Origin of the sequence: Natronincola peptidivorans (assembly GCF_900111615.1) — a bacterium.
In the GTDB taxonomy this organism is placed as follows: Bacteria; Bacillota; Clostridia; order Peptostreptococcales; family Natronincolaceae; genus Natronincola_A; species Natronincola_A peptidivorans.
In genome coordinates this window covers 14,803-41,442 of record NZ_FOHU01000011.1, presented here as the reverse complement: position 1 = coordinate 41,442, position 26,640 = coordinate 14,803, and the positions used below count along the sequence as shown (strand labels likewise).

The 26,640-nt window shown below is 36.0% G+C and carries 25 protein-coding genes; 22 read left to right on the top strand and 3 right to left on the bottom strand.

What is annotated here, in order from left to right; all coding sequences use genetic code 11:
• Window positions 1–76: 76 nt before the first annotated feature.
• The 12 genes from BMX10_RS11920 (at window position 77) to BMX10_RS11865 (ending at window position 14,489) form a co-directional block, all read left to right on the top strand.
• The gene (locus BMX10_RS11920) at window positions 77–2,845 is read left to right on the top strand and encodes an HI_0552 family protein (RefSeq protein WP_090444375.1); all 2,769 of its coding nucleotides are present in this window, start codon (window positions 77–79) and stop codon (window positions 2,843–2,845) included.
• 10 nt (window positions 2,846–2,855) lie between these two features.
• Window positions 2,856–4,415 carry a DUF2357 domain-containing protein gene (locus BMX10_RS11915; RefSeq protein ID WP_090444371.1) on the top strand — a complete coding sequence of 520 codons (1,560 nt, stop codon included), beginning with the start codon at window positions 2,856–2,858 and terminating at the stop codon, window positions 4,413–4,415.
• 450 nt (window positions 4,416–4,865) lie between these two features.
• A complete protein-coding gene (locus BMX10_RS11910) occupies window positions 4,866–5,597 on the top strand; it encodes a LytR/AlgR family response regulator transcription factor (protein ID WP_090444368.1) in 732 nt (243 codons plus the stop codon).
• 96 nt (window positions 5,598–5,693) lie between these two features.
• Window positions 5,694–6,998, top strand: a complete 1,305-nt coding sequence (locus BMX10_RS11905) for a sensor histidine kinase (protein WP_090444365.1) — start codon at window positions 5,694–5,696, stop codon at window positions 6,996–6,998.
• Between the two features lie 237 nt (window positions 6,999–7,235).
• The gene (locus tag BMX10_RS11900) at window positions 7,236–8,024 is read left to right on the top strand and encodes a GGDEF domain-containing protein (protein ID WP_090444362.1); all 789 of its coding nucleotides are present in this window, start codon (window positions 7,236–7,238) and stop codon (window positions 8,022–8,024) included.
• Window positions 8,025–8,280: 256 nt separating this feature from the next.
• Window positions 8,281–9,723, top strand: coding sequence for a DEAD/DEAH box helicase (locus tag BMX10_RS11895; RefSeq protein ID WP_090444359.1), 1,443 nt, complete (start codon window positions 8,281–8,283; stop codon window positions 9,721–9,723).
• Between the two features lie 30 nt (window positions 9,724–9,753).
• Window positions 9,754–9,945 carry a YwbE family protein gene (locus BMX10_RS11890; RefSeq protein WP_090444357.1) on the top strand — a complete coding sequence of 64 codons (192 nt, stop codon included), beginning with the start codon at window positions 9,754–9,756 and terminating at the stop codon, window positions 9,943–9,945.
• A 386-nt stretch (window positions 9,946–10,331) separates the two neighbouring features.
• On the top strand, window positions 10,332–10,928 hold the full coding sequence (locus BMX10_RS11885; protein WP_090444356.1) for a TetR/AcrR family transcriptional regulator: 597 nt from the start codon (window positions 10,332–10,334) through the stop codon (window positions 10,926–10,928).
• Window positions 10,929–10,935: 7 nt separating this feature from the next.
• Window positions 10,936–11,763: a hypothetical protein gene (locus BMX10_RS11880; RefSeq protein ID WP_090444352.1), complete on the top strand. Its 828-nt coding sequence runs from the start codon at window positions 10,936–10,938 to the stop codon at window positions 11,761–11,763.
• 161 nt (window positions 11,764–11,924) lie between these two features.
• Window positions 11,925–12,806, top strand: a complete 882-nt coding sequence (locus BMX10_RS11875; RefSeq protein ID WP_090444349.1) for a CPBP family intramembrane glutamic endopeptidase — start codon at window positions 11,925–11,927, stop codon at window positions 12,804–12,806.
• Between the two features lie 173 nt (window positions 12,807–12,979).
• On the top strand, window positions 12,980–13,300 hold the full coding sequence (locus tag BMX10_RS11870) for a PadR family transcriptional regulator (RefSeq protein WP_090444347.1): 321 nt from the start codon (window positions 12,980–12,982) through the stop codon (window positions 13,298–13,300).
• Complete coding sequence (locus tag BMX10_RS11865) at window positions 13,293–14,489, top strand: DUF2812 domain-containing protein (protein WP_090444343.1); 1,197 nt, start codon at window positions 13,293–13,295, stop codon at window positions 14,487–14,489. Before BMX10_RS11870 ends, BMX10_RS11865 begins: the two co-directional genes overlap by 8 nt.
• A gap of 270 nt (window positions 14,490–14,759) precedes the next feature.
• Here BMX10_RS11865 and katG read toward each other — a convergent pair whose 3' ends face one another.
• Both katG and BMX10_RS18475 read right to left on the bottom strand, forming a co-directional pair.
• Window positions 14,760–16,943 (bottom strand): catalase/peroxidase HPI, encoded by a 2,184-nt coding sequence (katG, locus tag BMX10_RS11860; RefSeq protein WP_090444339.1) that lies wholly within the window; start codon window positions 16,941–16,943, stop codon window positions 14,760–14,762.
• 172 nt (window positions 16,944–17,115) lie between these two features.
• Complete coding sequence (locus BMX10_RS18475; RefSeq protein ID WP_280140770.1) at window positions 17,116–17,238, bottom strand: hypothetical protein; 123 nt, start codon at window positions 17,236–17,238, stop codon at window positions 17,116–17,118.
• 232 nt (window positions 17,239–17,470) lie between these two features.
• On the opposite strand from BMX10_RS18475, the gene BMX10_RS11855 reads away from it, so the two are divergent.
• The 7 genes from BMX10_RS11855 to BMX10_RS18185 all read left to right on the top strand — a co-directional run bounded on the left by BMX10_RS11855 (window position 17,471) and on the right by BMX10_RS18185 (window position 22,836).
• The gene (locus tag BMX10_RS11855; RefSeq protein ID WP_170834802.1) at window positions 17,471–18,001 is read left to right on the top strand and encodes a hypothetical protein; all 531 of its coding nucleotides are present in this window, start codon (window positions 17,471–17,473) and stop codon (window positions 17,999–18,001) included.
• 339 nt (window positions 18,002–18,340) lie between these two features.
• Entirely contained in the window at window positions 18,341–18,820 is a 480-nt protein-coding gene (locus BMX10_RS11850; RefSeq protein WP_090444332.1) for a helix-turn-helix domain-containing protein, read from the top strand.
• A gap of 116 nt (window positions 18,821–18,936) precedes the next feature.
• Window positions 18,937–19,626: a formylglycine-generating enzyme family protein gene (locus tag BMX10_RS11845; protein WP_090444329.1), complete on the top strand. Its 690-nt coding sequence runs from the start codon at window positions 18,937–18,939 to the stop codon at window positions 19,624–19,626.
• A gap of 92 nt (window positions 19,627–19,718) precedes the next feature.
• Complete coding sequence (locus BMX10_RS11840; protein WP_090444326.1) at window positions 19,719–20,084, top strand: DUF4180 domain-containing protein; 366 nt, start codon at window positions 19,719–19,721, stop codon at window positions 20,082–20,084.
• A gap of 735 nt (window positions 20,085–20,819) precedes the next feature.
• Window positions 20,820–21,626 carry a carbohydrate-binding domain-containing protein gene (locus tag BMX10_RS11835; protein ID WP_090444323.1) on the top strand — a complete coding sequence of 269 codons (807 nt, stop codon included), beginning with the start codon at window positions 20,820–20,822 and terminating at the stop codon, window positions 21,624–21,626.
• Window positions 21,623–22,357: an S-layer homology domain-containing protein gene (locus BMX10_RS11830; RefSeq protein ID WP_090444320.1), complete on the top strand. Its 735-nt coding sequence runs from the start codon at window positions 21,623–21,625 to the stop codon at window positions 22,355–22,357. Before BMX10_RS11835 ends, BMX10_RS11830 begins: the two co-directional genes overlap by 4 nt.
• A gap of 242 nt (window positions 22,358–22,599) precedes the next feature.
• A complete protein-coding gene (locus BMX10_RS18185; RefSeq protein WP_208976143.1) occupies window positions 22,600–22,836 on the top strand; it encodes a hypothetical protein in 237 nt (78 codons plus the stop codon).
• Window positions 22,837–23,073: 237 nt separating this feature from the next.
• On the opposite strand, the gene BMX10_RS11820 is transcribed toward BMX10_RS18185, so the two are convergent.
• A complete protein-coding gene (locus tag BMX10_RS11820; protein ID WP_090444316.1) occupies window positions 23,074–24,006 on the bottom strand; it encodes a helix-turn-helix transcriptional regulator in 933 nt (310 codons plus the stop codon).
• 135 nt (window positions 24,007–24,141) lie between these two features.
• Here BMX10_RS11820 and BMX10_RS11815 point away from each other — a divergent pair, with 135 nt between their 5' ends.
• The 3 genes from BMX10_RS11815 (at window position 24,142) to BMX10_RS11805 (ending at window position 25,689) form a co-directional block, all read left to right on the top strand.
• Window positions 24,142–24,663, top strand: coding sequence for a cysteine hydrolase family protein (locus BMX10_RS11815; protein WP_090444314.1), 522 nt, complete (start codon window positions 24,142–24,144; stop codon window positions 24,661–24,663).
• A 31-nt stretch (window positions 24,664–24,694) separates the two neighbouring features.
• Window positions 24,695–24,910 carry a hypothetical protein gene (locus tag BMX10_RS11810; protein WP_090444311.1) on the top strand — a complete coding sequence of 72 codons (216 nt, stop codon included), beginning with the start codon at window positions 24,695–24,697 and terminating at the stop codon, window positions 24,908–24,910.
• Between the two features lie 140 nt (window positions 24,911–25,050).
• The gene (locus tag BMX10_RS11805) at window positions 25,051–25,689 is read left to right on the top strand and encodes a type 1 glutamine amidotransferase family protein (RefSeq protein WP_090444308.1); all 639 of its coding nucleotides are present in this window, start codon (window positions 25,051–25,053) and stop codon (window positions 25,687–25,689) included.
• Window positions 25,690–26,640 lie beyond the last annotated feature (951 nt).

Genomic DNA, 26,640 nt, shown 5'->3' with positions numbered 1-26,640 from the left:
CTTAAATCTGAAAGATATAGAAATATGCTTTATATATACTTATTATGAACTTATAAAAGGGAATGAGGGATAAGTTATGAGAGTGTCTGAAGAAATTTTCAATGTATTTGATAGAGAATCATTTAAATACCGGACAGACCAACCGGATTCTGATCAGGTAAGAAATGAATATCAGACTGCGTGGAATCAATGGAAGGATTTAATACAGAATAATGTATATCCCAAGCTAGGAGACAAATTTATTGTAGAGCCGACAGAAAGTTGGCAAAATAGTGGAAGTTTGAGACAAAGATTCTGGACACGGATTAAAACGAAAGGCCGAGAAAAATCTGCCTCCTGTATAGCTGCAATGATCAATGTCAGTAGTTTGAGGGTTTATCTAGAGTGGCATGATTATAAATCCGAGAATTCAACGAATAACGTGGAACAACATAATGAATGGGTTAAATATGTGAAGGAATGGGCTCAAAAGTTCGACATTGATATAAAGCAATATAGCGTATGGATTTCTGGAAGCACTAGTGCAGTAGAGGATAAGACTATACCACTGGAGGCTTTTATCAAGGATACAAATAAACATCAAGAAATGATCATAGAAACAAAGGAAAACTCAGGTTCATGGTTAAGAATAGGCAGAATTATTTCAAAGGCAGAGGTATTGTCTTGGGTAGATGCTAGTTTTGAGATTGCGGAAATAGTTTTTCAATTAGAATGGCTATACGACAAAACTAACATAACAGAAATGGAAAACCAAGATAGAAGGTATTGGCTATTTAATACTTACTATGCAAAATATCAAGAGGTTTGGATGAAGAGCAAGGAAATTGGTGTAGCTTCCATGCAGTATGAAATAGGTATACAGAAAGCAAATGATATTACTCGAAATGTAAATGTCATGAAACAAATAGCTTTAGGAGATTACGTCATAGCATATACAGGAGATAAGGGATTTTTAGGAATTGGAAAGGTTACAAGAGAATTTTTTGAAGAAACGGATCCTAATAAATATATAGCTATAGGAGAAAATAACTGGAGACAAAGGATTGGTATTGATTGGCTGATTAAAGTAGATAAACCTGTGTACTATAGAGGAGAAAACTTTAAAAGCAAGGTGGGACTAATCAATGAAAATGCGGTGATGGGTTCCTATGTCATATTTGAGATAAGTAAGTTGGGGTTTAAATTTATAAAAAGTATGTTAGAGAATTCCCGCTATAATAAACAAGGAAGTGAAAAAATGAAATATACATTTGCTGATTATGTGGCAGCAAGAGGATTTAAATTTGATGAGGATGTTTTGCATAATTATATAATCTGTTTAATGTCAAAGCCCTTTGTTATATTATCAGGTATTTCAGGAACAGGCAAAACAAAGATTGCACAATTCTTTGCTGAATATATGTGCCCAGATGAGGAAAAAACAGTGGATGATGTAGCTGAAGTAGATGATGACCCTTTTAGTTTTATATATAAAATTCAGCCATATAACTTAAAGTACAAACAGCTTATAATCCCGCAGAAGTATGCGAAATTATTAGATCTACCTAATGAAGGTTCATCCAAGCATGTAACAGTAAAATTTATTGACATACAAGACGAGTGTCGAATATACAATGCACCTAAAGGCGATTATAGGCAACTATCTTTAACAGGAAAAATAGGGGAGTATATAAAAAATAATTGTAGCTTGGATGGATACATAAAGATTTCCTTTGAAAAGGAAGATGATAAGGATGTTATTGTATTTAAGCATGTAAGCACTGAAAAAAAGAAAGTGAAAACCCGCAGCAGCCGATATGCCTTTATATCCGTTCGTCCTGACTGGGTGGATAATAGAAGTCTTTTAGGTTTTTTCAATCCTATTACCGAAAAATATCAGGCGACTGAGCTTTTAAAATTAATGTTAAGAGCAAAGGAAGATAAAAACAAGCCCTACTTTGTTATACTAGATGAAATGAATCTAGCGAAAGTGGAATATTATTTTTCTGATTTTTTGAGTTGTTTAGAAAGTAGAAGAATAGGGTTGGATGGAGAGGTGAGAAGTGAAAGTATTAAGCTTCATGATTGTGAAGAGGAAGTGTTATATGTAGATGAAGATGGCAAGGAATATATTATTCCAGCTAGATTAGAGATACCCTTTAATATTTATTTTACTGGAACAGTCAATGTTGATGAAACTACATATATGTTTAGTCCTAAAGTGCTAGATAGAGGTAATGTAATTGAATTTAACGAAGTTGATTTAAATTATTATGGAGAAATGTTATGGGAAAATGAACAAAATGAAAATGATATACATGTTTATGCAGACTCTGAATTCGTTTCTGGTTTTACAGATGATTTTCAATACCATAATAAACTTATCGAGAAACAATTTAATCTAGATAGTGATTCAAAAAAATGTTTTGAACATATTGTTAATATTAATAATATCCTTAAAAAGTATAATTTACATTTCGGATATCGTGTTGTAGATGAGGTTTTATATTATCTTACTAATGCGAGAAAAACTGACTACTTTGAACCATTGAAGGCATTAGATTATCAAATCATCCAAAGAATTCTACCAAAAATGTATGGTAATCGTAGAAAACTTGAGGCTCCACTTACTGAACTTTTAGCATACTGTTTTGGATGGGAGATCAACGATTTAATAAAAAAAGTGCACTTGCAGCCAGTAGACCAACAATATATTAGTGCTAAGTTAAAAGAAGAAAGTATGACAGAGGAAATATTAAAATCTCAGTTTGCGAAGCATGAGATTCGATTCAAAAAAACAGCTGTAAAGTTATATAGAATGCTTATCTTGCTAAAAGATAATGGATTTGTTAGCTTTATTGAATAGGTGAATATATATGGAGACAATAAAATTTTCAGAACTAGGACGTGAACTGCAATCCTTTGTAGACTATGGTATTGAATTTGAAAATGAAGAGTTAGTAAAACAGGCAGAAACTCAATATCCTTTTATTTTTAGAAAGGTAACAGACAAATCAGGAATTTTAAATCTAAAAAACTTTACAGGAGTCTTTGAATTTCTAGGCAAGTCAATTAAGGTCTCTAGTAGTAAAATTGACCCCAAAGACTACGAAAAAATGTTATATGATATAGTAGAAGGAATGGCTCAACTTCCTTTTGACTTCAACACTCCTACTTATGAACGATTTGAGATAAAAGATATAGAAGAAAGCAGTGTATTATATCATGTTTTTCTAATTATAAAACATATATTGATGAACCCAAAGGAGAACATGGAAGATAGTTTTGAAAGTATTGTATCTAACCCTATTCGACGAGAAGAACGAATAGATATTAAAAAGGATGTTTGGGATGCTTCCAATATATCGTTTAAAACTATTGAAGGCATTGTGAACTCACCAAGTCAATTAGTATTACTACAAGGAGATAATCCCTTAGGTAATACAGCCCTAGCCCAGGCAATTTATAATAAAAGTAGAAGTCAATATTTTCCTACTCAGGTAATAGAACCTTTAGTTATAAGAGGTTTTGATGGGCCAGAAAATCGGTTTATTAAGTACTTTATATCCCTATGTATTGAGATTATTGAGTGTTTTCAAGAATATGTTCTTCATCAAGTATTAGCTATTAACAAAAACCAACTATTAATAGTTTGTGGATATATGCTTGAAAAATTAGAAGAAATGTATAATCATCAGATGCTAAGAGAAGTAGGACAAATGAAATATCTTCCTTTTAATTCTATCTCCCTTCAAAAAAGGGAAGGATACAAGAACTTTTTAAAGTTTTATAATATGGTATATAGCTCCATCCATATTCTATTCGATGAAAGAAAAAGCAAGCTGATTATTGAAAATAAAGATATTGCTCAACTTTATGAAATTTGGACTTTTATTAAGATGATTGATGTTGTTGGAAAATGTATTGAACAAGAGCCCATATCAGCACTTAAAGTTAAAACAGATGAGGTTAGAGCAAATATTGGATATGGAATTCGTATCAAATATCTTTACCGAGATGAGGAAGTAAGCCTTTCCTACAATAGAACCTTTAGAAAAGGGGAAAAGGCATCCTACTCTTTGACACTTAGGCCAGATATTGTGCTAGAAATAGGTGAGGCAAGATATATATTTGATGCCAAATTTAAAATACAGAAAATAGAATGGGACCAATCTGTAATAGATGAGGAGAAGGAAGATGAGTCCTTTACCTTTAAAAATGGAGACATATACAAAATGCATACCTACAAGGATGCAATTAAGGGAGTAAAGTTTGCTTGCGTCTTATATCCTAATCCAATTCATGAGAATATAGATTTTTTTGAGGAAGAAGCGGGGAGTAGTTTTGGTGTAGGAGCTATACCATTGATGCCTGGGAAAGGAAATGATAATTTGATTAGATTTTTAAATGAGAGGTGTTTCAAGGGTTTTCAATAAACAATAAATTATAATCAAGAGATATTAAATAATAAAGAATATATGTAAAGAAAGCAGGAGAAAAGGTATTTCTCCTGCTCTAGGCAATGAACCATACATACAAAACTTTCTGCCACCCCTTGCCACCGCTTTGCCACCCATCCAAAAGTTATAGGGAACTATAGTAAGATATATAAAACTATTATATAATCTTTAGTTCTCTATATTTCAACGTTTTAATATGATTATAAGATATATCTTGATACAATTGAAGAAGCTATGATAAATCTATGAAATAAACGGCTCATGTAGAAGCGATAATTCTGATGACGAATTGTGGTTCGGACAAGAAAAAGTAGGGTTCGACCAGAATATCTTGTGGCTTGAGACGGATTTTAAGCTTCAAATGAATAATTGTGAAGAATTGAATCGCAACTTAGCCTTATGATAAAGATGAAGGGAGGCAGATAAATGATTAGTATTGCAATCTGCGATGACGAATTACAAGAACTTGAGCGCGCCCATCGCTTTCTTACGAGGTACATACAAGAGCACCCACAATATGAAATAACAATACATTCCTTTTCAGCCCCTTTAGAACTGTTATCTTATGTGACGGAGCATGGAGGGTTTGACATACTGCTACTAGATATCTATATGGCTGGTATGCTGGGTACCGATGCAGCAAGAGAATTGCGGCAGCTTGATGACAGCGGAGAGATTATATTTATTACCACCTCTCGAGACCACGCTATTGAAGCTTTTGAAGTAGAAGCTGCACAATATTTGATCAAACCCTATGCAGAAGCGAAGATTTTTGCCGCATTGGATAGGGTTATGCAACGTATAAATAAAGATAGGCGAGCTATTGTCACCCTTAAGACATCAGAGGGTATGACTCGCCTTGCGATTCGGGATGTGGTGTTTACGGAAACCGGACGAAACAACTACCAGCTTGTGCATACCATTCAAGGGAAGAAGATGGAGGTCCGCATGACAGCCACGGAGCTTTTTGAGTTACTCTCACAGAACAAATATTTCGTTAGATGCGGTGCTTCTATCAACGTGAATCTCAAATACATCCGCCAGATTTCCAGGGATACCATAACCTTTGATACCGGTGAACAACTGGCTTACCCTTACCGCGCCTATCAGAAACTCAAAGAGGTGTTTTTGCGCTTTCAAATGTCCACAGAAGAATAAAACAGGCAATTACCCCTAAAATGATGGCAATTACCCCAAAAACAATTTTCGGGGCAGTTTTGTGCTACGATACTGCTAAGAAAGGAGGAGACGAATGTGTTATACAACATTTCAGTATTTTTCTCATTTTTGCAATCTGTCATCGGCTTTACCCTGATGACATCCACCGCCATGCGTTTTCGGGAGCCTGTCAAAAAACGAGTTATAACAGGATTGTTTGTGATGCTTTTCGGGATAAGCCTCCTGTGTTATCAATTATTTACCCAGGGCATCGACTCGGTAGATAGATTTGCAATCCTTATCATTTTAGTCATCCAACTTTCGTGGTATTTGATTTGCTCAGATGATGATTTTTTTGTATCGCTTTTTAGTTTTCTAACCTTTGTTAATATTTATGTGTCCATTAGCTATATCAGTGATATTTTATCTATGCATCTAGACGGGAGTGCTTTCGTCATTGCACGTATCGTCATTCGCTTGGTAATATACTTAGTAATTCTTCCATTACTGTTCAAATTTGTGCGCCCACGTTTTCGTCGGCTGGTGGATGCTTTGGACCAGGAATGGCGGGCAGCAGGGTTGGTACCCTTGATGTTTTTGATCATGCAAATCATGGTGCTATACTATCCTGCGCCCTATTGGTATTGGACTCATGATGATTGGTACAGATACATTATTATCACTGTCTACCTATTGTTTTTGGCGGTATACTACCTCTTATACATACAGGCAAGTGCCATTGTTGAAAAATACGCATTGGAAAAGCGGCAGCTACTTATGGCACAGCAGGAGAAGCTGTGGGAATCAGAACTTGCCCGCCAGAAGGCGACAGCAGCTTTGGTATTTCAGCAACGGCACGATATGCATCATCACAACGCAGTCATTATAGAGATGTTGCAAAACGGGGATGCGGACCAATTGAAGACTTATATGAAAAGCTTTGACGCAGCATTAGATGCACACAAGGCCAACGCCTTTTGCACAAACCCAATTGCCAACAGCATTTTCAATGTTTACGCCCGTAGGGCAGAGGCGGAGGGTATCAAGACCACCTTTCGTGTCAGCGTGCCAAAGGTCATCGGCATCGATAACATCGACCTCACCTGTGTACTGGGAAATGCTTTAGAAAATGCGCTGGAGGGCTGTCAGCGGCTGTCGAAGGATATCGAACGTGAAATCATTGTTATCGCTAAATTTATTGATAATCGCTTGCGTGTGCAGGTGGAAAATACCTGCCGAAGTGACATTGTCTTTGATGGGGAGCTGCCAGTAACACAAAAACAGGGTGGTGGAACGGGCACAAAAAGCATCCTCTACACCGCCGAAGGTTATGACGGTACGGCGGGCTTCTCGGTGAGGGACGGAAAGTTCATCACGCAAATCGTACTCAATGGGAATTGAAATCATTTACAATGAAAGATGTCGAAAGCAGCTGTCGGTTACCTTCGATAGCTGCTTTTTTTCGTCAAAAATAGGCAATTACCCCAAAAATGATGGCAATTACCCCAAAAACAGTTTTTATTTTGTACTTTTGTTAAAATATAAAGTGAGTTCAGGGATATTTATTATTTGTCTTAAGTGCAGAAAAAGGATTGAGGTTTTAATCAATGAAATATATTAAAGAAAAAGGTAAGAGATATGAATATTTATGGTTTTAACATCCTATCCAGCTATTTAGTAGTAGAAGAAATGATGAGAGGGTTAAGGGTTCCCCCGTTTGATGAAGAGGTTGATCCTATCATTAAAAAACTTTGGCAGGAATACTACTTGGTCATAAGCAGCATAGCAATTATACTATTGCTAATAATTAGTATTGGAGCTTTTAAAATTTACGCAGGAAGAGTTATTAACGAAAAAAACAGGGAACTTGAAAAGGTCGTGGAGAAGTTAAAAGATGCTTATCAAGAGATAGAAAAGCTTTCAATGAAAGATTCTTTAAGTAATATATACAACCGAAGATACTTTGATAAAGTATTCCCAGAAAAATTCAACTTAGCCAAAAGAAGTAAGACAATAATCAGTCTTTTAGTGATTGATATTGATCGATTTAAAGAGATTAATGATCTATATGGGCATCTCGTGGGGGATGAAATCATTAAGGTTGTAGGTCAAACGATTGATATGAGTCTTTATAGAGCAATTGATTTTGTAGTAAGATATGGTGGTGATGAATTCGTAGTGTTTTTACATGATACTACAGAAGAAGGAGCATTACTTGCATCTAATCGAATTCTTTCGGCTATAAGAGCAATAAAGCTTAATAGCAATAATGAAAAGGATGATATAAAAATAACGTTGAGTATCGGAGGCGTTGTTGCGATTCCCAGCAAAGAAACATCTGTATCTGAACTATTTAAACTTGCAGATGATGCAATGTATGAAGCAAAAAAACAAGGTAAAAATAGAGTAAAGCTAGTAAAAATTTAGCATTTATCTTAACGGCAAAGAAAAACAAAGGCAGTGAAATAAATTCTTACGAAGCAGGAACGAACAGGAAAGGGGTCAAGGGCATGACTACATATTTCTATGGTAGACCCCGCATGCCTGATGGGTAAAAATGATGAAATCAAGAGTAGAAATTGTCAAAGACTGAACTGGAAACTGAGATATAATAAAGAGAAAATAATGTAGTTATATAATGGATAATATAAAAATAAAACCCCCATAAGAAAGAGTTGATCAAATGAAGAAATCAAGTTTTAGTAATTATCAATTAAGTAGTGAGTTGCTAAAGGCTATTAGCATGTTGAATTTTAAGAGTCCTACTAGAGTTCAAGAAGAGGTTATACCAGCTTTATTAGAGAAGAAAGATATAATCGTGAAATCCCAAACAGGAAGTGGAAAAACTGCATCTTTTGCCATACCAATTTGTGAATTGCTAGATTGGGATGAAAATAAACCTCAAGCATTGGTGATTGTGCCAACACGAGAGCTTGCGGTTCAAGTTAAAGAAGATGTTTTTAATATAGGTAGGTTTAAAAGGGTAAAAGCACCTGCGATTTACGGGAAGTCTTCTTTTCACATTCAACAAAAGGAACTTAAACAAAAAAGTCATGTGGTGGTTGGCACTCCTGGACGTATTATAGACCACATCGAGAGAAAAACCTTTGATACATCAAAAATTAAATACCTTGTAATAGATGAAGCTGATGAAATGCTTAATATGGGGTTTATAGAGGACTTAGAAACGATAATTAGTAATATACCAAGAAATCGTGTGACGATATTGCTATCTGCTACCATGCCGAAGGATATAGAAGACCTATGTAAAAAATATATGAAAAACCCTATCCATGTTGAAATAGAAGAAAGTTCAGCGATAGATAGAATCTGCCAAGTAAGATTTAACATAGAAGAAGAAGAGAAGATAAACCTTTTAGAAGAGATAACAATAGTAGAAAACCCTGATAGTTGTATCGTATTTTGCAATACAAAGCAAAAAGTAGATGATGTTTATGAAGAACTATCAAATCTAGGGTATACCTGTAAGAAGATTCATGGTGGAATGGAACAACAGGATAGATTAAGGGTGATGAGAGATTTCAAGCAAGGTTATTTCAGGTATATGATAGCAACAGATGTTGCTGCTAGAGGAATAGACATAGATAATATTACTCTTGTAATTAATTATGATATCCCCCAAGACAAAGAAAGCTATGTTCATAGAATAGGTAGAACTGGACGTATAGATCGAGAAGGTAGAGCAATTACTTTTGTAACAAATTATGAAAATAAATTTTTAGAAGATATACAGCGATATCTTGGGCAAGAGATCCCTCTTGAAGAAAGACCGGAGAAAGAAACTATAGATAGCTATAAACGGGAGTTTGATAAAAAAATCAACACTAGACCAGAAATAAAAAAGGAAAAAGGTGAATTTCTAAGTAAAGAAATTATGAAATTACATATAAATGCAGGCAAGAAAACGAAGATGCGACCAGTGGATATTGTTGGCACTCTTTGCAGCATCAATGGTATGACAGCAGAAGACATAGGGATCATTAATATCCTAGATGTATCTACCTTTGTTGAAATATTAAATAATAAAGGAGAATTAGTTTTTCAAGAACTACAAAATATGAATATCAAAGGGAGGCCTCGTAAGGTTAGTAAAGTAGAGATGTAAATCATTGCAAAGATTTGAGAGGATGAAAAAATGGACGGGACAAAAAGAAATAATATTAAAATAGGAAGTACTGTTATGGTTGTACAAAAGCAAGATCAAAGCATGGGTAAATTAACTGAGGGTATAGTTAAGAGGATACTTACAAAATCGCCAGAGCATCATCATGGTATCAAGGTTATGCTTGAGGGCGGAGTTGTTGGAAGAGTAAAGAAAATAAAGTAAATAATGGGTATGAGGAGAAGGGAGAAGTAGGGAAAGAAGCTAAGTACAGCAAAGATACCCACCGATGTTGGTTTTTCAAGGAGAACCGTATGAAGATGAAAAATTTGTAGAAGCAAGTTGAAATCAGTGGTTTATAAGGTATTAAATGAAAATTGAAGAGTAATACATGTTCCCCTAGACATAAGTTTAGGGGACTTTCTTTAAGGGGGAAAGAGATTTCGCAGAAAAGAGGAATTTTGCGAAAAACAACTATCTAGAGGTGACAAACAAACAACCCTGTGGCTAATAAATAGACTAATTTCATATGTATATTGACAACAGAATGTTATTATAGTAATATATTACCAATGGTAATTACCACTGGTAATAAAAGAAGGAGTGAGAATGTGGAAATAGAAAGAAAGCAAATAAATAGAAATCTAGTAATAGAGACTGTTTTGGGTTTGATTGAAGAAAATGGAGGTATAAAAAATGTAAATCTAAGGGGTATTGCTAAAGAAATTGGATGTGCCCATACAAATTTATATAACTATTTCGATAGTTTTAATGAAATTATTTGGGAGGCGTTGGGTCAAGTTGTACTTAAGATGATGGCTTATGTAGAATCTAATGTGGATTCTGAGTTGAAAGATGATGAAAAAATATTTATGATATTTTCTACCATAATAGATTTTTCAATGGACCATCCTGGTTGGTTTAGGTTGATTTGGTTGGAAGAAATAGATGGGAAGCCATCTAATGAAGTTATACAAACATTATTTAAGCCTGGTGAAGGGTTAAAGGAGGAACTTATTAAAGCCAGTGGCAATGAACTTACTGAGGAGAGAGCAGTAGAAATTGGAGATATATTACACACTTATATTCACGGTGAATTGTGCAAATGGATTAATAATCGTAGTTTTACAAACAGTATCGAGGAAGCAAAAGCCAAATTGTTATCAAATCTTAAACAATTATATAGATTGCTAATGGATAGGGGGTAAATAAAACATGCAAGTTATGAAAAGAGATTGGTGGAAGATCATAGGTATCATTTTTATAAGTGGTTTCATAAATATGGTTTTGCATGCATGGCTAACTCCAGATGATATATCAAACTTATCTGATATGAAATTTAGTTATTTTGTCGAGAACGGGATGGTTTTCCCAGCGATAATTATTTGGGAGTTGTTAGCCTATAGTGTCTTCGCACTAGTTTTTATTCTTATACAAGATAGTCTGCAAGGTCAAAGATGGAAAAAGGGCCTCTTGTATGGTTTGTCTTTTGGCGGTTTATACTTTATTGGAATGTTTGAGGCAGTTTTGTTACTAAATACTAGTGTACTGAGTGAGTTCATAATGGGTCTGACTGATGCTACAGCTTTTATAATATCTGGAGTGCTTCTAGGCGTTTTCATTGGAACTGATTCAGTGCAAAAATATAAGAAAAAAAATCCTTTGGCAATTTTGATTATTGGTTTATTTTATTTGGTTGGAAGATATTTTGCATATACTGTAGTGAATGTGCAATCGGCATATAACACTAATCCTTGGCCAACCTTGATTTGGACACTGAGTCTAGGGTTATGGATAGGGAGTATTTATTATATGTTAGAGACAGGTATTAAGGGGAGAACCAGTATATGGCAGGCAGTATTTTTTGGGAGCATCATTTATGGCTCAAATTGGCTTTTAAATCATATATTTATGTATATAATAATAGAATTTACCTTTGATCTTTTAATTCGTTTAGGAATAGATATAGTATTTATAATTATTGGAGTGTATGCTTATAAGAAGTTGTTTAATCGGAGCTTAAATGTAGAAGAAAGTGCTTAATACCAATAAAATCTCAATGGAACGTTTAATAGTATTTCCAATAAAGGGGAGAGTTCTAATATGGAATCAATATTACTTGGGTATAAAACGAAGACAGGATTTACAAAAAAATATGCAGATTGTGCTGTTACAAATCAGTGGATAGAATATGAGGTGAAAAAATGCTAAAAAGAGAAGGATATGAACATGTTGAAGGGAACTCACAAATAGTCAAAACAATTGAAAAAATGTTTATTGCTTTGTTTATAACACTGGCTCTTTTGAGTGGGTGGATCGGGATTCTGATCGACATGCTTTTGCCAGAACAATTAGACGAGCAAACCCTTGGGATGGGGATATGGTTAGTATTACCATTCCTATGCGGTATTGCCATAAGAGGGTTTCGAAAAGATTGGAAAGACTTCGGAATCAAACCAAGATTTAAACAGAATGTTAAATGGTATGGTTTGGCTATTCTATTTTTCCCTGCAATTACATTATTGTCTACGTTATTTGCTTGGATTTTAGGTTTTGTGAGTTTTTCATCTTTTTCAGCAGCATCCATTATACCTAGTATTGCTTTTTTGTTCATTGGACTAATCATAAAGAACATCTTCGAAGATTTTGCATGGCAAGGGTATTTGACTCCTAAACTTGCAGCAGTAAAAACCAATGATTTCAAACTCTATTTAATCGTAGGTTTGGTATGGGCGTTTTGGCATGCTCCCTATTATTTATACTTTCTACCAGATAGTATGTACAGTACACCCTTAGATAGGATTCTTGATGTGTTTGTTAAGAGTCCCATTATTATTACTATATGGGCTGTTATGTTTGTAGAAATGACTAGAATTACACGCTCCGTTTGGCCAGCTGTTTTAATGCATACATTCGAAGATGGTATCCCCAATTTTTTGATATTTGAAGAAAAGATCTTTGAGTTTAATGGGGTAGGAGATATTTTGTTTAATCCATTGACGGGTATTATACCATTAGGGGCATATTTAGCCCTTGGTCTTTGGCTAAGAAAAAAACGAATTGACAGAGATGAACTATTAACTTGAAAAATGACAACTTAAGTTGGGGCACCTACTTGGGATAGGGAAATAAAAATAAGTCGTCTAGGGGTGAATAGTTGATATTTTTATTGACAATATAATGATGATGGAGTACTATTATGCTATACGATATATCGCGTCACATAATAGCGTAAGACATAGTAGAAAGGGTGTTTAAAATGTCATATAATGGTGGGCCTATGACAGAGGCCATGTATTATGTGTTGCTAGCACTTATGAATCCCAACCATGGATATCAACTGATGAATGCAATTACAGAGGTTTCCAATGGTAGATTAAACATGGGACCGGGAACACTTTACGGGGTCCTCTCTAGAATGCAGAAAGATGGACTCATTTCATTAGCAGAAGATGATGGCAGAAGGAAAACTTACAGTATAACAGATGATGGGGAACGGGCACTTCGCATAGAGTACAGTCGACTAATGGCTTTAGTACAAGACGGAATGATTTTGAAAGAAGGTTATGAAAATGAATAAAATCGTACGAAAGCTACGACCTAGTCATTATTGGCGTATCGGAGAGCATGAAAGTTGGTTTGCAGACATGGCGGCAGAGGGATTGCATCTAAAAAAGATGGGGTTGCATTTTGCCCAATTTGCTAAAGGTGAGCCAAAAAAAATGACCTACAGAATAGACGTGTCGTTAAATAAAAAGATTAGCTCAGAACAAAAGGAAATGTATGCTGAAAGTGGATGGAATTATGTTACAAGCTATGGTGAATTTAATGTTTTTGCATCACCAGTTGAATTAAATGCACCTGAACTTCACACTGACCCTGCGGAACAATCCTATACATTGAAAAAACTGGACAAAAAATTAGCAGTGAATGCTGTTATCGTTGCGGTGGCGACGATTTTAATGCTAGGTATGGTGTCTGCTATTTGGTTTCTGGATGGGACACCTACACTGGTTTTGATAGAGGGAAGGATGATTCAACAGACGATCCTAACTATCTACATAGTCTATTTGGCCTATACTTCCCTGCAGGCAGCTATATCTATACGTGCTTTACGAAACACGCTTTTAGAGGGAAAGTCTATTAATCATAATGCCCCATGGAAGAAACACCATAGGTTAACTTCTATTATTGCTATGATTTATATTGTTATTCTTGTTTTGGTAGTTGCGCCTTCTTTTGTGCAGCTTGGTAAGAGTAACACCAAAACATTACCAGAGGTTAGTGCTGATTTACCTATTGTAAGACTAGGGGATGTAGAACAGAATCCTGAACTGGTTCGGGAGTCCTCCTATATTCGGGATAATATTGATTGGAGTAATAGATATAGTTATCATTGGAGTCTACTAGCACCAATACAGTTTCAGTCAGATGAGCACGGCATTGTTTCCAATAAAATGTGGGAGGATGGCAGTGGAGTATATTCACCAAGTGTTCACACAAGAGTTTATCAGTTGAGTGTACCATCTATGGTAGAAAGTCTAATTTCTGATTTGATAAAAAGATATGACCTAGCACATAGAGGTGGAGATTTTATTAACATAGAGCATACAGACTTTGATGTTCTCATTGTTCATGAAGTAGACGAATTTAAACAAGTATTTGTCTCTAAAGGTAAAGCTGTAATGCATGTTAGATATTATGGTTATGCAGATATAAGTTCAGTAATTGAAAGTACTGCACATAAGATTACTTTAATTTCCGAGTGACTGCCACAAATCAAAGTTAGTAGTATCAGATGAAGGATACTTGGATTTCAAAATCAAGATTGAGCTAGAGGAATTATAGAGGAGCTTTAAGTAAACTGAAAATAAAAATGCCAAAGGATTAAACTAGCAAATTCATTCATATCAAAATTATGAAAATATAAAATCTATAAAAGTAAAATTGAGGCTTGGAAATGGCTCCAAGCCTCAATTTCTTCCTCCACTTTCCTGCGAAGGCTCAGGGATTTGTTACTATAATAGCCGTAACAGCGGTTAATTAAGGTCAAAACGATCTGCATTCATTACTTTGACCCAGGCAGCTATAAAGTCCCGGATAAACTTCTCTTTGTTATCGTCTTGAGCATAAACCTCTGCAAGGGCACGAAGAACAGAGTTTGAACCGAACACTAGGTCAACTCTAGTTGCTGTACGCACTACTTCGCCTGTCTTGTGATCACGTCCTTCATATATGACTCCGTCTACAGGTTTCCACTTTACTTTCATGTCAAGCAAGTTAACAAAGAAGTCATTAGTCAGTGTGCCTACGTCATCAGTGAATACGCCGTGCTGTGTGCCACCGTAGTTTGTACCTAGAACACGCATGCCACCAACAAGTACAGTCATTTCAGGTGCAGTCAGCTTTAATAGCTGAGCCTTGTCTACTAGCAACTCTTCTGCACTTACACTATACTGCTTTTTCTGATAGTTGCGGAAACCATCAGCGATAGGCTCTAGCACTTCAAAGCCTTGTATATCAGTTTGCTCCTGTGTAGCGTCGCCACGTCCGGCAGCAAAGGGAACCGTTACATCAAAGCCTGCATCTTTTGCAGCTTTTTCTACTGCGGCACTACCCCCTAATACAATTAAATCCGCCATACTTACTTTCTTTTCTAAATCACTTTGTATACCTTCTAATACATGAAGCACTTTTGCAAGTTCTGCTGGTTGATTCACTTCCCAATCCTTCTGTGGAGCAAGACGGATACGGCCGCCATTGGCACCGCCACGGAAATCTGAGCCGCGGAATGTACTAGCTGAAGCCCAAGCAGTTGTTACTAACTGGCTGACTGTAAGTCCTGAATCAAGAATCCTTTCTTTAAGCTCTGCTACCTCCGCATCTGTTAATTCATAATCAACAGAAGGGACAGGATCCTGCCAGATAAAATCTTCTTCTGGAACTTCCGGACCTAAATATCTTTCTTTAGGACCCATGTCACGGTGCAATAACTTGAACCATGCACGGGCAAATGCATTTGCAAACGCATCTGGATTCTTATGGAAACGGCGAGAAATCTTTTCATACTCAGGATCATAACGCAATGCCATATCGGCGGTGGTCATCATTGTAGGAACTTTAATGGAAGGATCTTCTGCATCCGGTGCAAGATGCTTTTCATCAGGGTCTACAATAAGCCACTGATAGGCACCTGCAGGACTCTTTGTAAGCCACCACTCATATCCAAACAATAAATCGAAGTAACCATTATCCCACTGTGTGGGATTAGCTGTCCAAGCACCTTCAATACCACTGGTGATGGTGTCACGACCTTTACCACTGCCATGTGTGCTTAACCAACCTAAGCCTTGGGCTTCAATAGCAGCAGCTTCTGGCTCTGGACCAACATGAGCAGCATCTCCTGCACCGTGGGACTTACCAAACGTATGGCCGCCGGCTATTAGTGCAACTGTTTCTTCATCGTTCATTCCCATACGTGCAAAGGTTTCGCGGATGTCGCCGGCACTTGCAATGGGATCTGGTTTACCGTTTGGCCCTTCTGGGTTGACGTAGATAAGTCCCATCTGAACGGCTGCAAGTGGATTTTCAAGCTTACGATCACCTGAGTAACGTTTATCACCCAGCCATTCCATTTCAGCACCCCAGTAGATGTCTTCTTCTGGATGCCAAATGTCTGGGCGTCCTCCTCCAAAACCTATTGTTGGACCCCCCATGTCTTCAATAGCAACATTACCTGCTAGAACTAGCAAATCCGCCCAAGAAATCTTATTTCCATATTTTTGCTTAATGGGCCATAGCAATCGTCGGGCTTTATCAAGGTTGCCGTTGTCAGGCCAGCTGTTGAGTGGAGCAAAACGCTGTGCACCAGTTCCACCACCACCACGTCCGTCACCTGTACGATAAGTACCGGCGGCATGCCAAGACATACGGATAAAGAATGGACCATAATGTCCATAGTCAGCAGGCCACCAATCTTGACTGTCTGTCATTAGATTGCGAAGATCCTGCTTAAGAGCATGGTAGTCTAGCTTTTTAAATTCTTCTGCATAATCAAATTCTTCTCCCATCGGGTTAGATTTTCTGTCATGCTGACGTAAAATATTTAAGTTCAATTGGTTTGGCCACCAGTCTCTATTTGACGTACCACTAGATTTGTTACTGGTAGCGCTGCCGTGCATTACCGGGCACTTTACAGTGTTATCAGTACTTTTAATATCCATTTATTTTCTCCCTTCTCTAAATTAAGTAGTAAATTCGTACAACTCTAATCGCAAGAAACTCATAAACTGTATAGCAATAATTATTCTTATGTTATAATGAATCTAAACTATTACTTTAACTGAAGATATTTGACTTTATCACATCCTTTCTAGCTTGGAAACTTTTTTAAAATTACTCACTGGCTACGTGTAGTCTTTTTACTGGTTCTTCTGATGTTAAGGACCTGGTTCTAGCTCTACCTCTAGGTGGAGATTTAGATTTTCTCTTGGTTTCCTTAATCTTTTTTTTACCCATTGGCTTATAGCCTTAATCTAACTCTTAATAATATTCTGACTGAAATGTAAATCATAAATTATTGTGTATTTATGTTTATGAGATATAAGAATGTGGTAATTTTATATTAGGAATTCTTCTACAAGTTGAAAGGAATCCGCTCTCTTAATTTTGAGGGAACAGAAAGCATTTGACACATATTGTCTTGACTTATTATATAAAGTATCAATGGAGGCTCTAAATGAGATATACAGTGAAAGATATGACAATGATAGGAATAGTAGGAGCATTGACTGTGGTAATAGGTTATGTATTTTACTTCATGGGGAGTTTCTTACCGATCCCAGGGCATAAATTTATTATTTTAGCACCATTTTTAGGATTTATGCTATTTATACCCGTTCAAAAGGTACAAAAAATAGGTGTAATAACAACTGTAAGTACAGTTTTTGCTATTTTAATGACCCCTGTAACATTATTTATGGGAATTGCTATTTTTTTGACTGGAATAACTACTGATTTAATAACGCTACTTTTGTTTCGTGATTACAAACATTCATGGAAGATAATGGCATCTGTTGGACTTTATCCTATGATATCTATTTTATTGACTTTTTTTGTATCCTACCACTTTACAGGAAATGCTATGTATAAGTTGTTAGGGAATTGGGTACATATTACTATATTATCCAGTATTATTTATATTTTAGGCATAGTAGGGGCATATTTATCTAGCAAAATAATATACAATAGAGTTGCTTCACGGCAAAGTTCCCACTTGTAGCAGATGAAAAAGTTTTTATGTATATAAATAAATTTGAGGCTCAATGACAGAACTCTCCCAGGGGGAAATATTATCATCTCTCTATCAAAATACATGTAGGGTGTGTGGTTTTTATTAAAATATAGAGTAAATAAGAGAATAATATAAGCATATTAGCAAACAATCCCACGAAGATTACTTGCATGGGATTGTTTTTTTATAATGGAAAAGAAGCAATAGAATACAATAAATACAAATAAAACACAATAAAGTTAAATAAAACACCATAAAGTAATTGACGAGTGATAAAAAGTCTATTATAATTTGGTCATAGAGAAATTAAGAAAGGAAGAAAAAATAATGAAAGATAAATTTTATACAATAGATCAAATCTCAGAACTGTTAGGAATGCATCATAAAACTATAAGAAAATTTATAACCGAAGGTAAGCTTGGAGCAAGTAAAGTTGGAAAGCAGTGGCGAATTTCAGGACATGACTTAAGTGCCTTTATGGAAAAGAAAAATATTAGAATGAGCAATGAAGAGATAAATGAGGAGTCAAATATTGATTACTCTACTGTAGGAGAAAAAGCAGACACTATATCAGAGCGGATAAATGTATCAGCTGTGGTGGACGTCAAAGAAACTGAAAAGGATGAATATATAAAAATATCAAATACACTTATAGCTATAGCGAATTGTAAAGACCCAGAAATCGGAAAATCTACAATTCATATAAAATATGATGAGAAGGATAAAAGATCAAGAGTGATTCTTTGGGGGAGTATAAAATTTATAGAAAATATGTTAAGCACAATTTCAATGCTTGTAGAGAAATAGATCCAAAGAGAGCTGGAATCATAAACAAAGAACTGATTATTGAGGTTGTATTAAGAGTCTTTTTAGAGGGAATGAATATGACTGTAATTTCCAGCATAGATTAGGAGGTTAGTGAAGTGTCTAGTGAAATAAAGAGCTATGTGAATGAAATGATGGTGAAAATTCCAAGTGGAGAGATAGTATTGAATGACGATAGAATAAAGCATAAATGGAAGGTCGAAATAAAACCGTTTCTTCTTGCTAAATATCCTGTAACCCAGGATTTATATGCTTCCATTACCCAAGAAGTCCCTTTCTCTTTTAAAGGGGATCGAAATCCCGCTGAAAATGTTTCATGGAATGAAGCAATTTCTTTTTGCAACCTACTTTCTCAGAAAGACGGATTAAGGGAATGTTATTCTATAAGTAGTAATGGCCAAAATGTCATCTGTAATTGGGAATCCAACGGCTATCGTCTTCCTTCTGAAGCAGAGTGGGAGTATGCCTGTAGAGCAGGAACCACAGAAGTTAGATACGGAGAAATTGATAAAATTGCCTGGTACAAAGAAAACTCAGCTGGCAAAACCCATGAAGTAGGACAAAAAGAACCAAATGCATGGGGTCTATATGATATGTTAGGAAATGTTTGGGAGTGGTGTTGGGATGTATATGATGAGCAAGTATACGGTTCCTATCGAGTTTTTCGTGGTGGAGGTTGGTGTGATCCTGCAAGGGGCTGTCTGGCGACTAATCGCCGACGTAGTCACCCAACGTTTGGCATCGACGACCTTGGATTCCGCCTTGCAAAGTCTTTTAATGGAGTATGAAGTCTAATGAAACAAAAATGGTGAAGGACTCATTCAAAACATATTCGCTTTACATAGTGTAACAAAGATTACTCATTGATTGGAGGACGATTATGAAAGTAACTACGATAAAAGAGAATAATGTAGAAATCGCCTTTGTAAGTAGTAACGAGATACTAATAAATGATGTTCAGTCTGCATTAGATCTAATGGCAACAGTTAACTTTGAAGCAGACTGTAATCGTATAATTTTGAATAAATCAGCAATATGTGAGGACTTTTTCCGCTTAAGAACACTGCTGGCTGGGGAAATTTTACAAAAATTTATTAATTACAAGATAAAAATTGCAATAGTCGGAGATTTTTCTATGTATTCAAGTAACAGCTTGGAAGATTTCATATATGAGTGTAACAAAGGGAAAGATATATTTTTCTTGTCAAATGTAAAAGAGGCTATTGAAAAATTGAGCATTAGTTAAAGGGGAAAGGCACACTGTCATTGACGCAATTATCTGGATAATACCAGTAGTTGACTTAACTTATAAAAACTGCAGTTTACGTGATACGCTGAACTTATCATAAGTAACGACCGTTTTTAAAATATATGTTATCACATGCACCCATGTTGAGGCAGTTGTGTTGGTAGAGAGGCAATAGGCTGGTATCAAAGGCTTCTAAAATTTTTAAGCAAAAATAGAGTAGTGATACATGTTCCCCTAGACGGTGTTTGGAGAAATTTGCTTTAGAAGGGGGAAAAAATTTCGCAGAATAAAGTTATTTTGCGAAAAAGTATGGAAGTATGCAAAATATTTAAGGAAGTAGAGCGATAATTATTTGCTGTTATTAATAAAAAAAAACTATAGGATTCTAAAGAAATGAAATATGATTATTCTTATTAAAATACTACTATAAATAATTCATAGATACTTGATATAAACTAAAGATTGTTGTATGATAATTTAAAAATTTTTTCGCACATATGCTTGCCACCGGGTAAGTATAAAAGTGTCAAGAGTACTTCGTTAGGTGTTAGAAGAAGTGCTTTTGACACTTTTTTGTCAGAATCCTGTTAGAATCCTCTGATATAATATAATCAGTAGGGACAGTTCTTTTTGGTTGCGTTTTGAAGTTTAAACAATTATTCTAAGAATTGACAACAGCTAGGAACTATCTCTGATGATTACCCAATTAAAATCTGTTAGGAGGTCTATGTTATGTGTAAGAAACGAGCCTTGCCTTTTCTTATTATCATTACCATGCTGCTTAGTTTTTTTCCATTTATGGTTGCAGGAGCTGAAACAGATGACGGTACAAAAGAAAACTTTAGTGAAGTAATTTGGGATTTTGATGATGGGACAACCCAAGGATTTGACGTAAATGCCGATAGTCCTGTAAAAAATGTTACTCTATCCAATGATAATAATTCTCTTAAAATAGAAGGTTTATCTGCCAGTAATGATATCTCAGAAGGAAACTATTGGGCAAACCTTCGGATTTCGGCTGATGGATGGAAGAAAACTCAGGACATATTAGGAGCAGAAACCTTAACCATGGATGTAATAGCAGCTGCACCTGCTACTGTGTCTATTGCAGCCGTTCCTCAAAGCCCAGCCAGTATGTGGGCGAATCCTCGTAGAGCAGTTATAGTCCGGGAGAGTGATTTTACACAACAATCTGACGGTACATATAAAGCATTGCTAACAATTAATACAGACGATGCTCCTAATTTTAATGCTATTGCAGAAGATGCTGATGACAGTAAAATGATTAGTATTATTCTTTTTATTGGTACTAAAGATGCAGATGTAATTTACTTAGATAATATCACAGTAAATGGTGCTCGTAAGATGATAGATAATCCTGGTACTCACGACCCATTAGGCGCACCTACTATAAAACCACCAATAGCTGGAGATTCTAGTGTGCATTTAGAGTGGAATGGAGTAGAAGGAGCAAAAGGATTTAATGTATATTCAACGACAACATCCGGTTCTTATTCAACAGCTATGTGGAAAGAATGATAGCTATTCCTGAGGGTGTTGACCCAAGTAAAATTACAACAGGTATAATTGTAGATTCTGATGGCACCGCAAGACATGTACCTACAAAGATTGTTGCTATAGAGGGTAAACATTACGCCAGAATCAACAGCCTCACCAACAGCATCTATGCTGTAATATATTATCCCATAGAATTTAAAGACATAGAAACTCATTGGGCAAAGGAAGATATCCATGATATGGCCTCAAGAATGATAATAAGCGGAATAAGTGAAGAAATATTTGAACCTAACCGTGATATAACCCGAGCCGAATTTGCGACAATGATAACTAGAGCTTTAGGGTTAAAGCCCGGTGAAGGAAACAACTCATTTACCGATGTTAATTCCGATGCTTGGTATTATGGCTACATCAAGACAGCATACAGCTATGGAATAATATCCGGATACGGAGATAATAAATTCGGACCCATGGATAAAATCACAAGAGAACAAGCGATGACAATGATAGTAAATGCAATGGAAACTACGGATTTAGAAATTGAAGTAGAAGACATAGATAAAACAGGAGCAGAGTATGTTGATTTTAGTGGAACCGCAAACTGGGCAAAAGGAAGCACTGCTATATGTATAGAAGGTAATATCATACCAGCACAAAATATCTGGCAACTCCTTGAGCCTAAGAAGAATGTAACAAGAGCAGAAACCGCCGTAATGATTAGAAAACTTCTTCAAAAATCCGATTTGATATAAAAAACAAGCTGTTTAAAGGGTCAGGCATGAAATATTCCTTTATGAATAGTATGATGAAATAGAGTGATTATAGGGCAAGAAAGCAATAAATAATTCAAGCCTGACCCCGAAGGTGCATGGGTGAAATTACAGTCCTTAAGATCCACATCATCAATTACGCAAAAACCCGTGATGTTTAAACCGAGTATCGTAAGGCAGGATACTCCATAAAATTCTACGATAAGCATACTGCCGACTTGCTTTTGCACAAGGCGGCAAAGGCGGCATTTGATGAATTGCATATGAAAAAGCTTCCTACAGTAAAAGCCTTGCAAGCTGAATATGCCGAGTTGCTTTCCGAGAAGAAAAAAGACTATATCAGGTATAGCACTGCTAAAAAAGAAATGCGGGAAATCCTCAATGCAAAGGCGAATGTCGATAAACTTCTGGGGAGTGACACGACCAGAAAAGAAAAGGAAAAAGAACAGGATCAGCGATAAGCTACCCTGTTCTTTTTCTAGCCTCCGCAGGAGGCGCAGCCACACAATTTATTGTGTGTTCAGTGGGGATTGGAGATACTCCCCAACAAGCAGATTTGCCAACAATCCCGTAAGGGAATTTTGAGCAAAATCGCAAGGTGTGTACCACCTTGCCCTGCTTGCCGGTTAGCAGAAACAACGAAATAGCACAATATAGCGACCATAAAGTATTGTGAATATGAGAATAGACTCCTTGTTCTAATTTTCGTATATGGTAGCTATATCATGTATTCTACGCTTCATTTCTGTGCGGATATGTAACGGTTCTAAACACTCGCATTTATCCCCAAAACTGAAAAGAATATTGTAGTAGTATTCGTTCTCTATGAAAGGAAAACTAACAATGTAATGCTCATTGCCGTCAGGCGAAAAGTGTTCATAAGCGCAAAAATCAAGTACCCTGTCCATGACAGATTTATGAATACGAATTTTGATTTTTGTTTGCATAGTTGCCAAAATATCAGCAAAATCTAACTGCGGTTTTTGATAATCTCGTGGCGTAAAAAATTCCTCTTGTATTTGTAGGTTTGATGTGCGAGATATTTTGAATAAGCGAAAATCATTTCTTTTAAGGCAATACCCTTGCCAATACCAATGGCTATTTTTCAATACAAGCTGATAAGGCTCGGCTGTTCGTGCAGTTTTGTTTCCATAGCGGTCTGCATATTCAAAAGAAAGCAATTTGCTTTCAAGTAAAGATGTTTTAATGATTTCTAAATATGCTTGAATATTTCTGTTGCCTATCCACGGACTTAAATCTATGTAAATCTGATTTGCTTTTAATTCAATGTCTTTTGCTCTGTCGGCGGGGATAAAGCTCTTAACTTTTGCAAGGGCGTTTACCAGTTCATCCCCTCGTATCATAGTAGAAAGATTGGAAAGCCCCATCAGGATAGCGGAAAGGTCTGCAGTCGAAAAAACTTTTTTATCAATCTTGTATTTCTGCATGATTTCAAAGCCACCGCCAACTCCCGGTGCAGAACAAACAGGAATACCCGCCATGTTGATAGTGTCTATGTCACGGTAGATTGTGCGGGGTGAAACTTCAAACATATCTGCTAACTCCTGTGCGCCTATCCGCTCTTTTTCAAGGAGTATCATAATAATGCTAACAAGCCTGTCAATTTTCATCTGACAGCCGCCTTTCAATTTTTCAAAATTTCTTTTTATCATTATAGATTATGGCCATACTGTTGTCAACAATTACATGGTACAATAAAAAAGCAAACAAATCAATCTACCTTTCAGGAGGAAGGAGGAGACACTATGCAGAAAAAAGCCTTAGTAATAATAGATATTCAAAATGACATAACAAAGAATTACAAGGATGTTATTGGCAATATCAATAAAGCTATTGATTGGGCAGTCAATAATAATATTCATGTTATTTATATAAGGCATGAAAATTTATCAGCCGGCACGAGGACTCTTAAACCCAATACATATGGGTCTGAATTAACTTCAGACTTGAAAATAGTATCAAAAAATGTTTTTACAAAATACAAAGGAAACGCATTAAGCAGTGAAGAATTTACAGACTTTATTAGTAAAAATGAAATATGTGATTTCTACATAGCAGGAGCAGATGCTGTTGCTTGTGTTAAATCAACCTGTTACAACTTACGCAAAGCAAATTATGGCGTTAATGTCCTATCAGATTGCGTTACCAGTTATGATAAAAGGAAAATTGACGAAATGCTAAGTTATTATGAAAGTAAAGGCAGTAAAATCATTAGTTTAAATGACTTGTTACCTAATCACATCTTTGAAGCACAGAAATATTACTGAACTCAGTCGATGAAGAAGGCCGACTAGGACTATGGCGGCGATATGCGGTTTGTTGTCTGCTTCAAGTATGATTTTCTTGGCGTTAAACGGTCTGATATTTGGTATCAATACAGGCATGATATGTATGTTTACATTGAATGAAATCATTGAAATTGCAATAAAATTATATTGTTTGTTTGTTGGTGCTTTTTACATAAGACAGTTTTCAAGGGAGATCGTCAAGCCGCTTGCAGGGACGAGAATCTAAATACATTGAAAATTCACTGGTGTATTATTAAAAAATCAAGAGGAGGAATATCCATGTTGAAAAAATCCCCAAGCGGGAGTTTGTGTCCATACTATTATAGAGGCGGCGAATTAGAAACACAATGAAAATGGAGGAAATTTATGTTTACAATCTATGTTTACGTTCTTGATACTTTAGCCGACTGGGAACTGGGGTATGTTATTTCGGAGCTGAATTCTGGTCGATTTTTCAAAAAGGGCGAGCAACGTGTATCGCTCAAAACGGTTAGTTATTCTAAAGAGCCAATCAATACAATGGGCGGGATGACAATAGTGCCCAATTGCTTAATTGATGATATTGTTGTGAGTGAAACAAGCATGTTGCTATTACCGGGCGCAGATACATGGAACGACCCAAAGCATCGCGCTATCATCGAAAAAGCAAGCGAATTTCTCTCTTTAGGCGCTACGGTGTGTGCAATCTGTGGGGCTACCGCTGCACTTGCCAACTTTGGGCTATTAGATAAGCGTCCGCATACCAGTAATGGACCGGGATTTCTTGAAATGGTTTCTCCTGGTTATAAAGGGCAAAGTTTTTATATAGACAAGCCATCTGTCGTGGATAACAATCTTATTACTGCAAGTTCCACCGGAGCTTTGTTGTGGGCGAAACAAATTATTGAGCATTTAGGTGTTTTTCAATCAAACACACTGGAATCTTGGTATGAATATTTTAGTACCGGTGAGCCTAAACATTTCTTTGCCCTCATGCAAACTTTGCCATCTAGCAATGAAAACTGATCCGCCTTTGTCATAAACAGAACGGGGACATAGACCATATGCTTGTCGGCAAATTACGTTTTGACATCAAACGGCGGTTTTGCAATTAGAATCAAATCCGCCGTTTGATTTTTCAATTGGTTTGCGGAGGGTGTTATTAAATTTGCCCTTTTATAAGGATACGGCGATATCAAGGAGGTACTGCTGTGTTAATTTTTCATCGACATAATTTGACAAACTACCATCAATTTTAAAAAGCCTATACCCATCGTCAGGATATTTCGGTCCTTATTATAAATACACATATCATATAGTAAGATTTATTTATTCGTATGCCCGATTGAATTTATTTCAGTCGGGCATTTTTGCGTTTATAGAGCTTCACTGTCGCTCTCCACCTCTGTTCTTTCGATTTTACCAATTTATCCAAAATCAAAAGGACTGACAAATTATAAAATTTTTAAATCTATAAGATTATTATCCATACTATACGAGGGATGCATTTATAGAGGTGTCGGATGAACTGGCGGTATTATTTGAAAAATTTGAAAAAGCGGAGGCGACATACGAAAGAAAAAAATGCCGCTATAAGTAAATAATTCAAGCCTGACCCCGCATAACAAACAAGCCTGACCCCGCATAACAAATATAAAAATTAGTCTTTTGACCTTTTTAATTATTAAAATCAGATGAGTTATCCACGATTGAGGGATTGGAATTATGAAATGTCCTCAATTATCTAAAAATGTAAAAATATACAAAAAATGCAGTAAATACATAGATATTATTTTGGTTATATAGTAAAATATGATCAGAGTATAAAAAGACACCTTATTTAAAACAAGAAATACAAAGGTTTGCAAGCTGACTGTAATATATAAGACATGGACACACCTACCATTTCTAAAAGAACATTTTTAGCGAAGCAGCTTTTAAGAAGGATTGGAAATATTTAAATCAATATAAGGAGGA

Coding starts and splice junctions, on each gene's coding strand:
- BMX10_RS11920 (WP_090444375.1), top strand. CDS start 77: ATGAGAGTGTCTGAAGAAATTTTCAATGTATTTGATAGAGAATCATTT.
- BMX10_RS11915 (WP_090444371.1), top strand. CDS start 2,856: ATGGAGACAATAAAATTTTCAGAACTAGGACGTGAACTGCAATCCTTT.
- BMX10_RS11910 (WP_090444368.1), top strand. CDS start 4,866: ATGATTAGTATTGCAATCTGCGATGACGAATTACAAGAACTTGAGCGC.
- BMX10_RS11900 (WP_090444362.1), top strand. CDS start 7,236: ATGAATATTTATGGTTTTAACATCCTATCCAGCTATTTAGTAGTAGAA.
- BMX10_RS11895 (WP_090444359.1), top strand. CDS start 8,281: ATGAAGAAATCAAGTTTTAGTAATTATCAATTAAGTAGTGAGTTGCTA.
- BMX10_RS11890 (WP_090444357.1), top strand. CDS start 9,754: ATGGACGGGACAAAAAGAAATAATATTAAAATAGGAAGTACTGTTATG.
- BMX10_RS11880 (WP_090444352.1), top strand. CDS start 10,936: ATGCAAGTTATGAAAAGAGATTGGTGGAAGATCATAGGTATCATTTTT.
- BMX10_RS11875 (WP_090444349.1), top strand. CDS start 11,925: ATGCTAAAAAGAGAAGGATATGAACATGTTGAAGGGAACTCACAAATA.
- BMX10_RS11870 (WP_090444347.1), top strand. CDS start 12,980: ATGTCATATAATGGTGGGCCTATGACAGAGGCCATGTATTATGTGTTG.
- BMX10_RS11865 (WP_090444343.1), top strand. CDS start 13,293: ATGAATAAAATCGTACGAAAGCTACGACCTAGTCATTATTGGCGTATC.
- katG (WP_090444339.1), bottom strand. CDS start 16,943: ATGGATATTAAAAGTACTGATAACACTGTAAAGTGCCCGGTAATGCAC.
- BMX10_RS18475 (WP_280140770.1), bottom strand. CDS start 17,238: ATGGGTAAAAAAAAGATTAAGGAAACCAAGAGAAAATCTAAATCTCCA.
- BMX10_RS11850 (WP_090444332.1), top strand. CDS start 18,341: ATGAAAGATAAATTTTATACAATAGATCAAATCTCAGAACTGTTAGGA.
- BMX10_RS11840 (WP_090444326.1), top strand. CDS start 19,719: ATGAAAGTAACTACGATAAAAGAGAATAATGTAGAAATCGCCTTTGTA.
- BMX10_RS11835 (WP_090444323.1), top strand. CDS start 20,820: ATGTGTAAGAAACGAGCCTTGCCTTTTCTTATTATCATTACCATGCTG.
- BMX10_RS11830 (WP_090444320.1), top strand. CDS start 21,623: ATGATAGCTATTCCTGAGGGTGTTGACCCAAGTAAAATTACAACAGGT.
- BMX10_RS11820 (WP_090444316.1), bottom strand. CDS start 24,006: ATGAAAATTGACAGGCTTGTTAGCATTATTATGATACTCCTTGAAAAA.
- BMX10_RS11815 (WP_090444314.1), top strand. CDS start 24,142: ATGCAGAAAAAAGCCTTAGTAATAATAGATATTCAAAATGACATAACA.
- BMX10_RS11810 (WP_090444311.1), top strand. CDS start 24,695: ATGGCGGCGATATGCGGTTTGTTGTCTGCTTCAAGTATGATTTTCTTG.
- BMX10_RS11805 (WP_090444308.1), top strand. CDS start 25,051: ATGTTTACAATCTATGTTTACGTTCTTGATACTTTAGCCGACTGGGAA.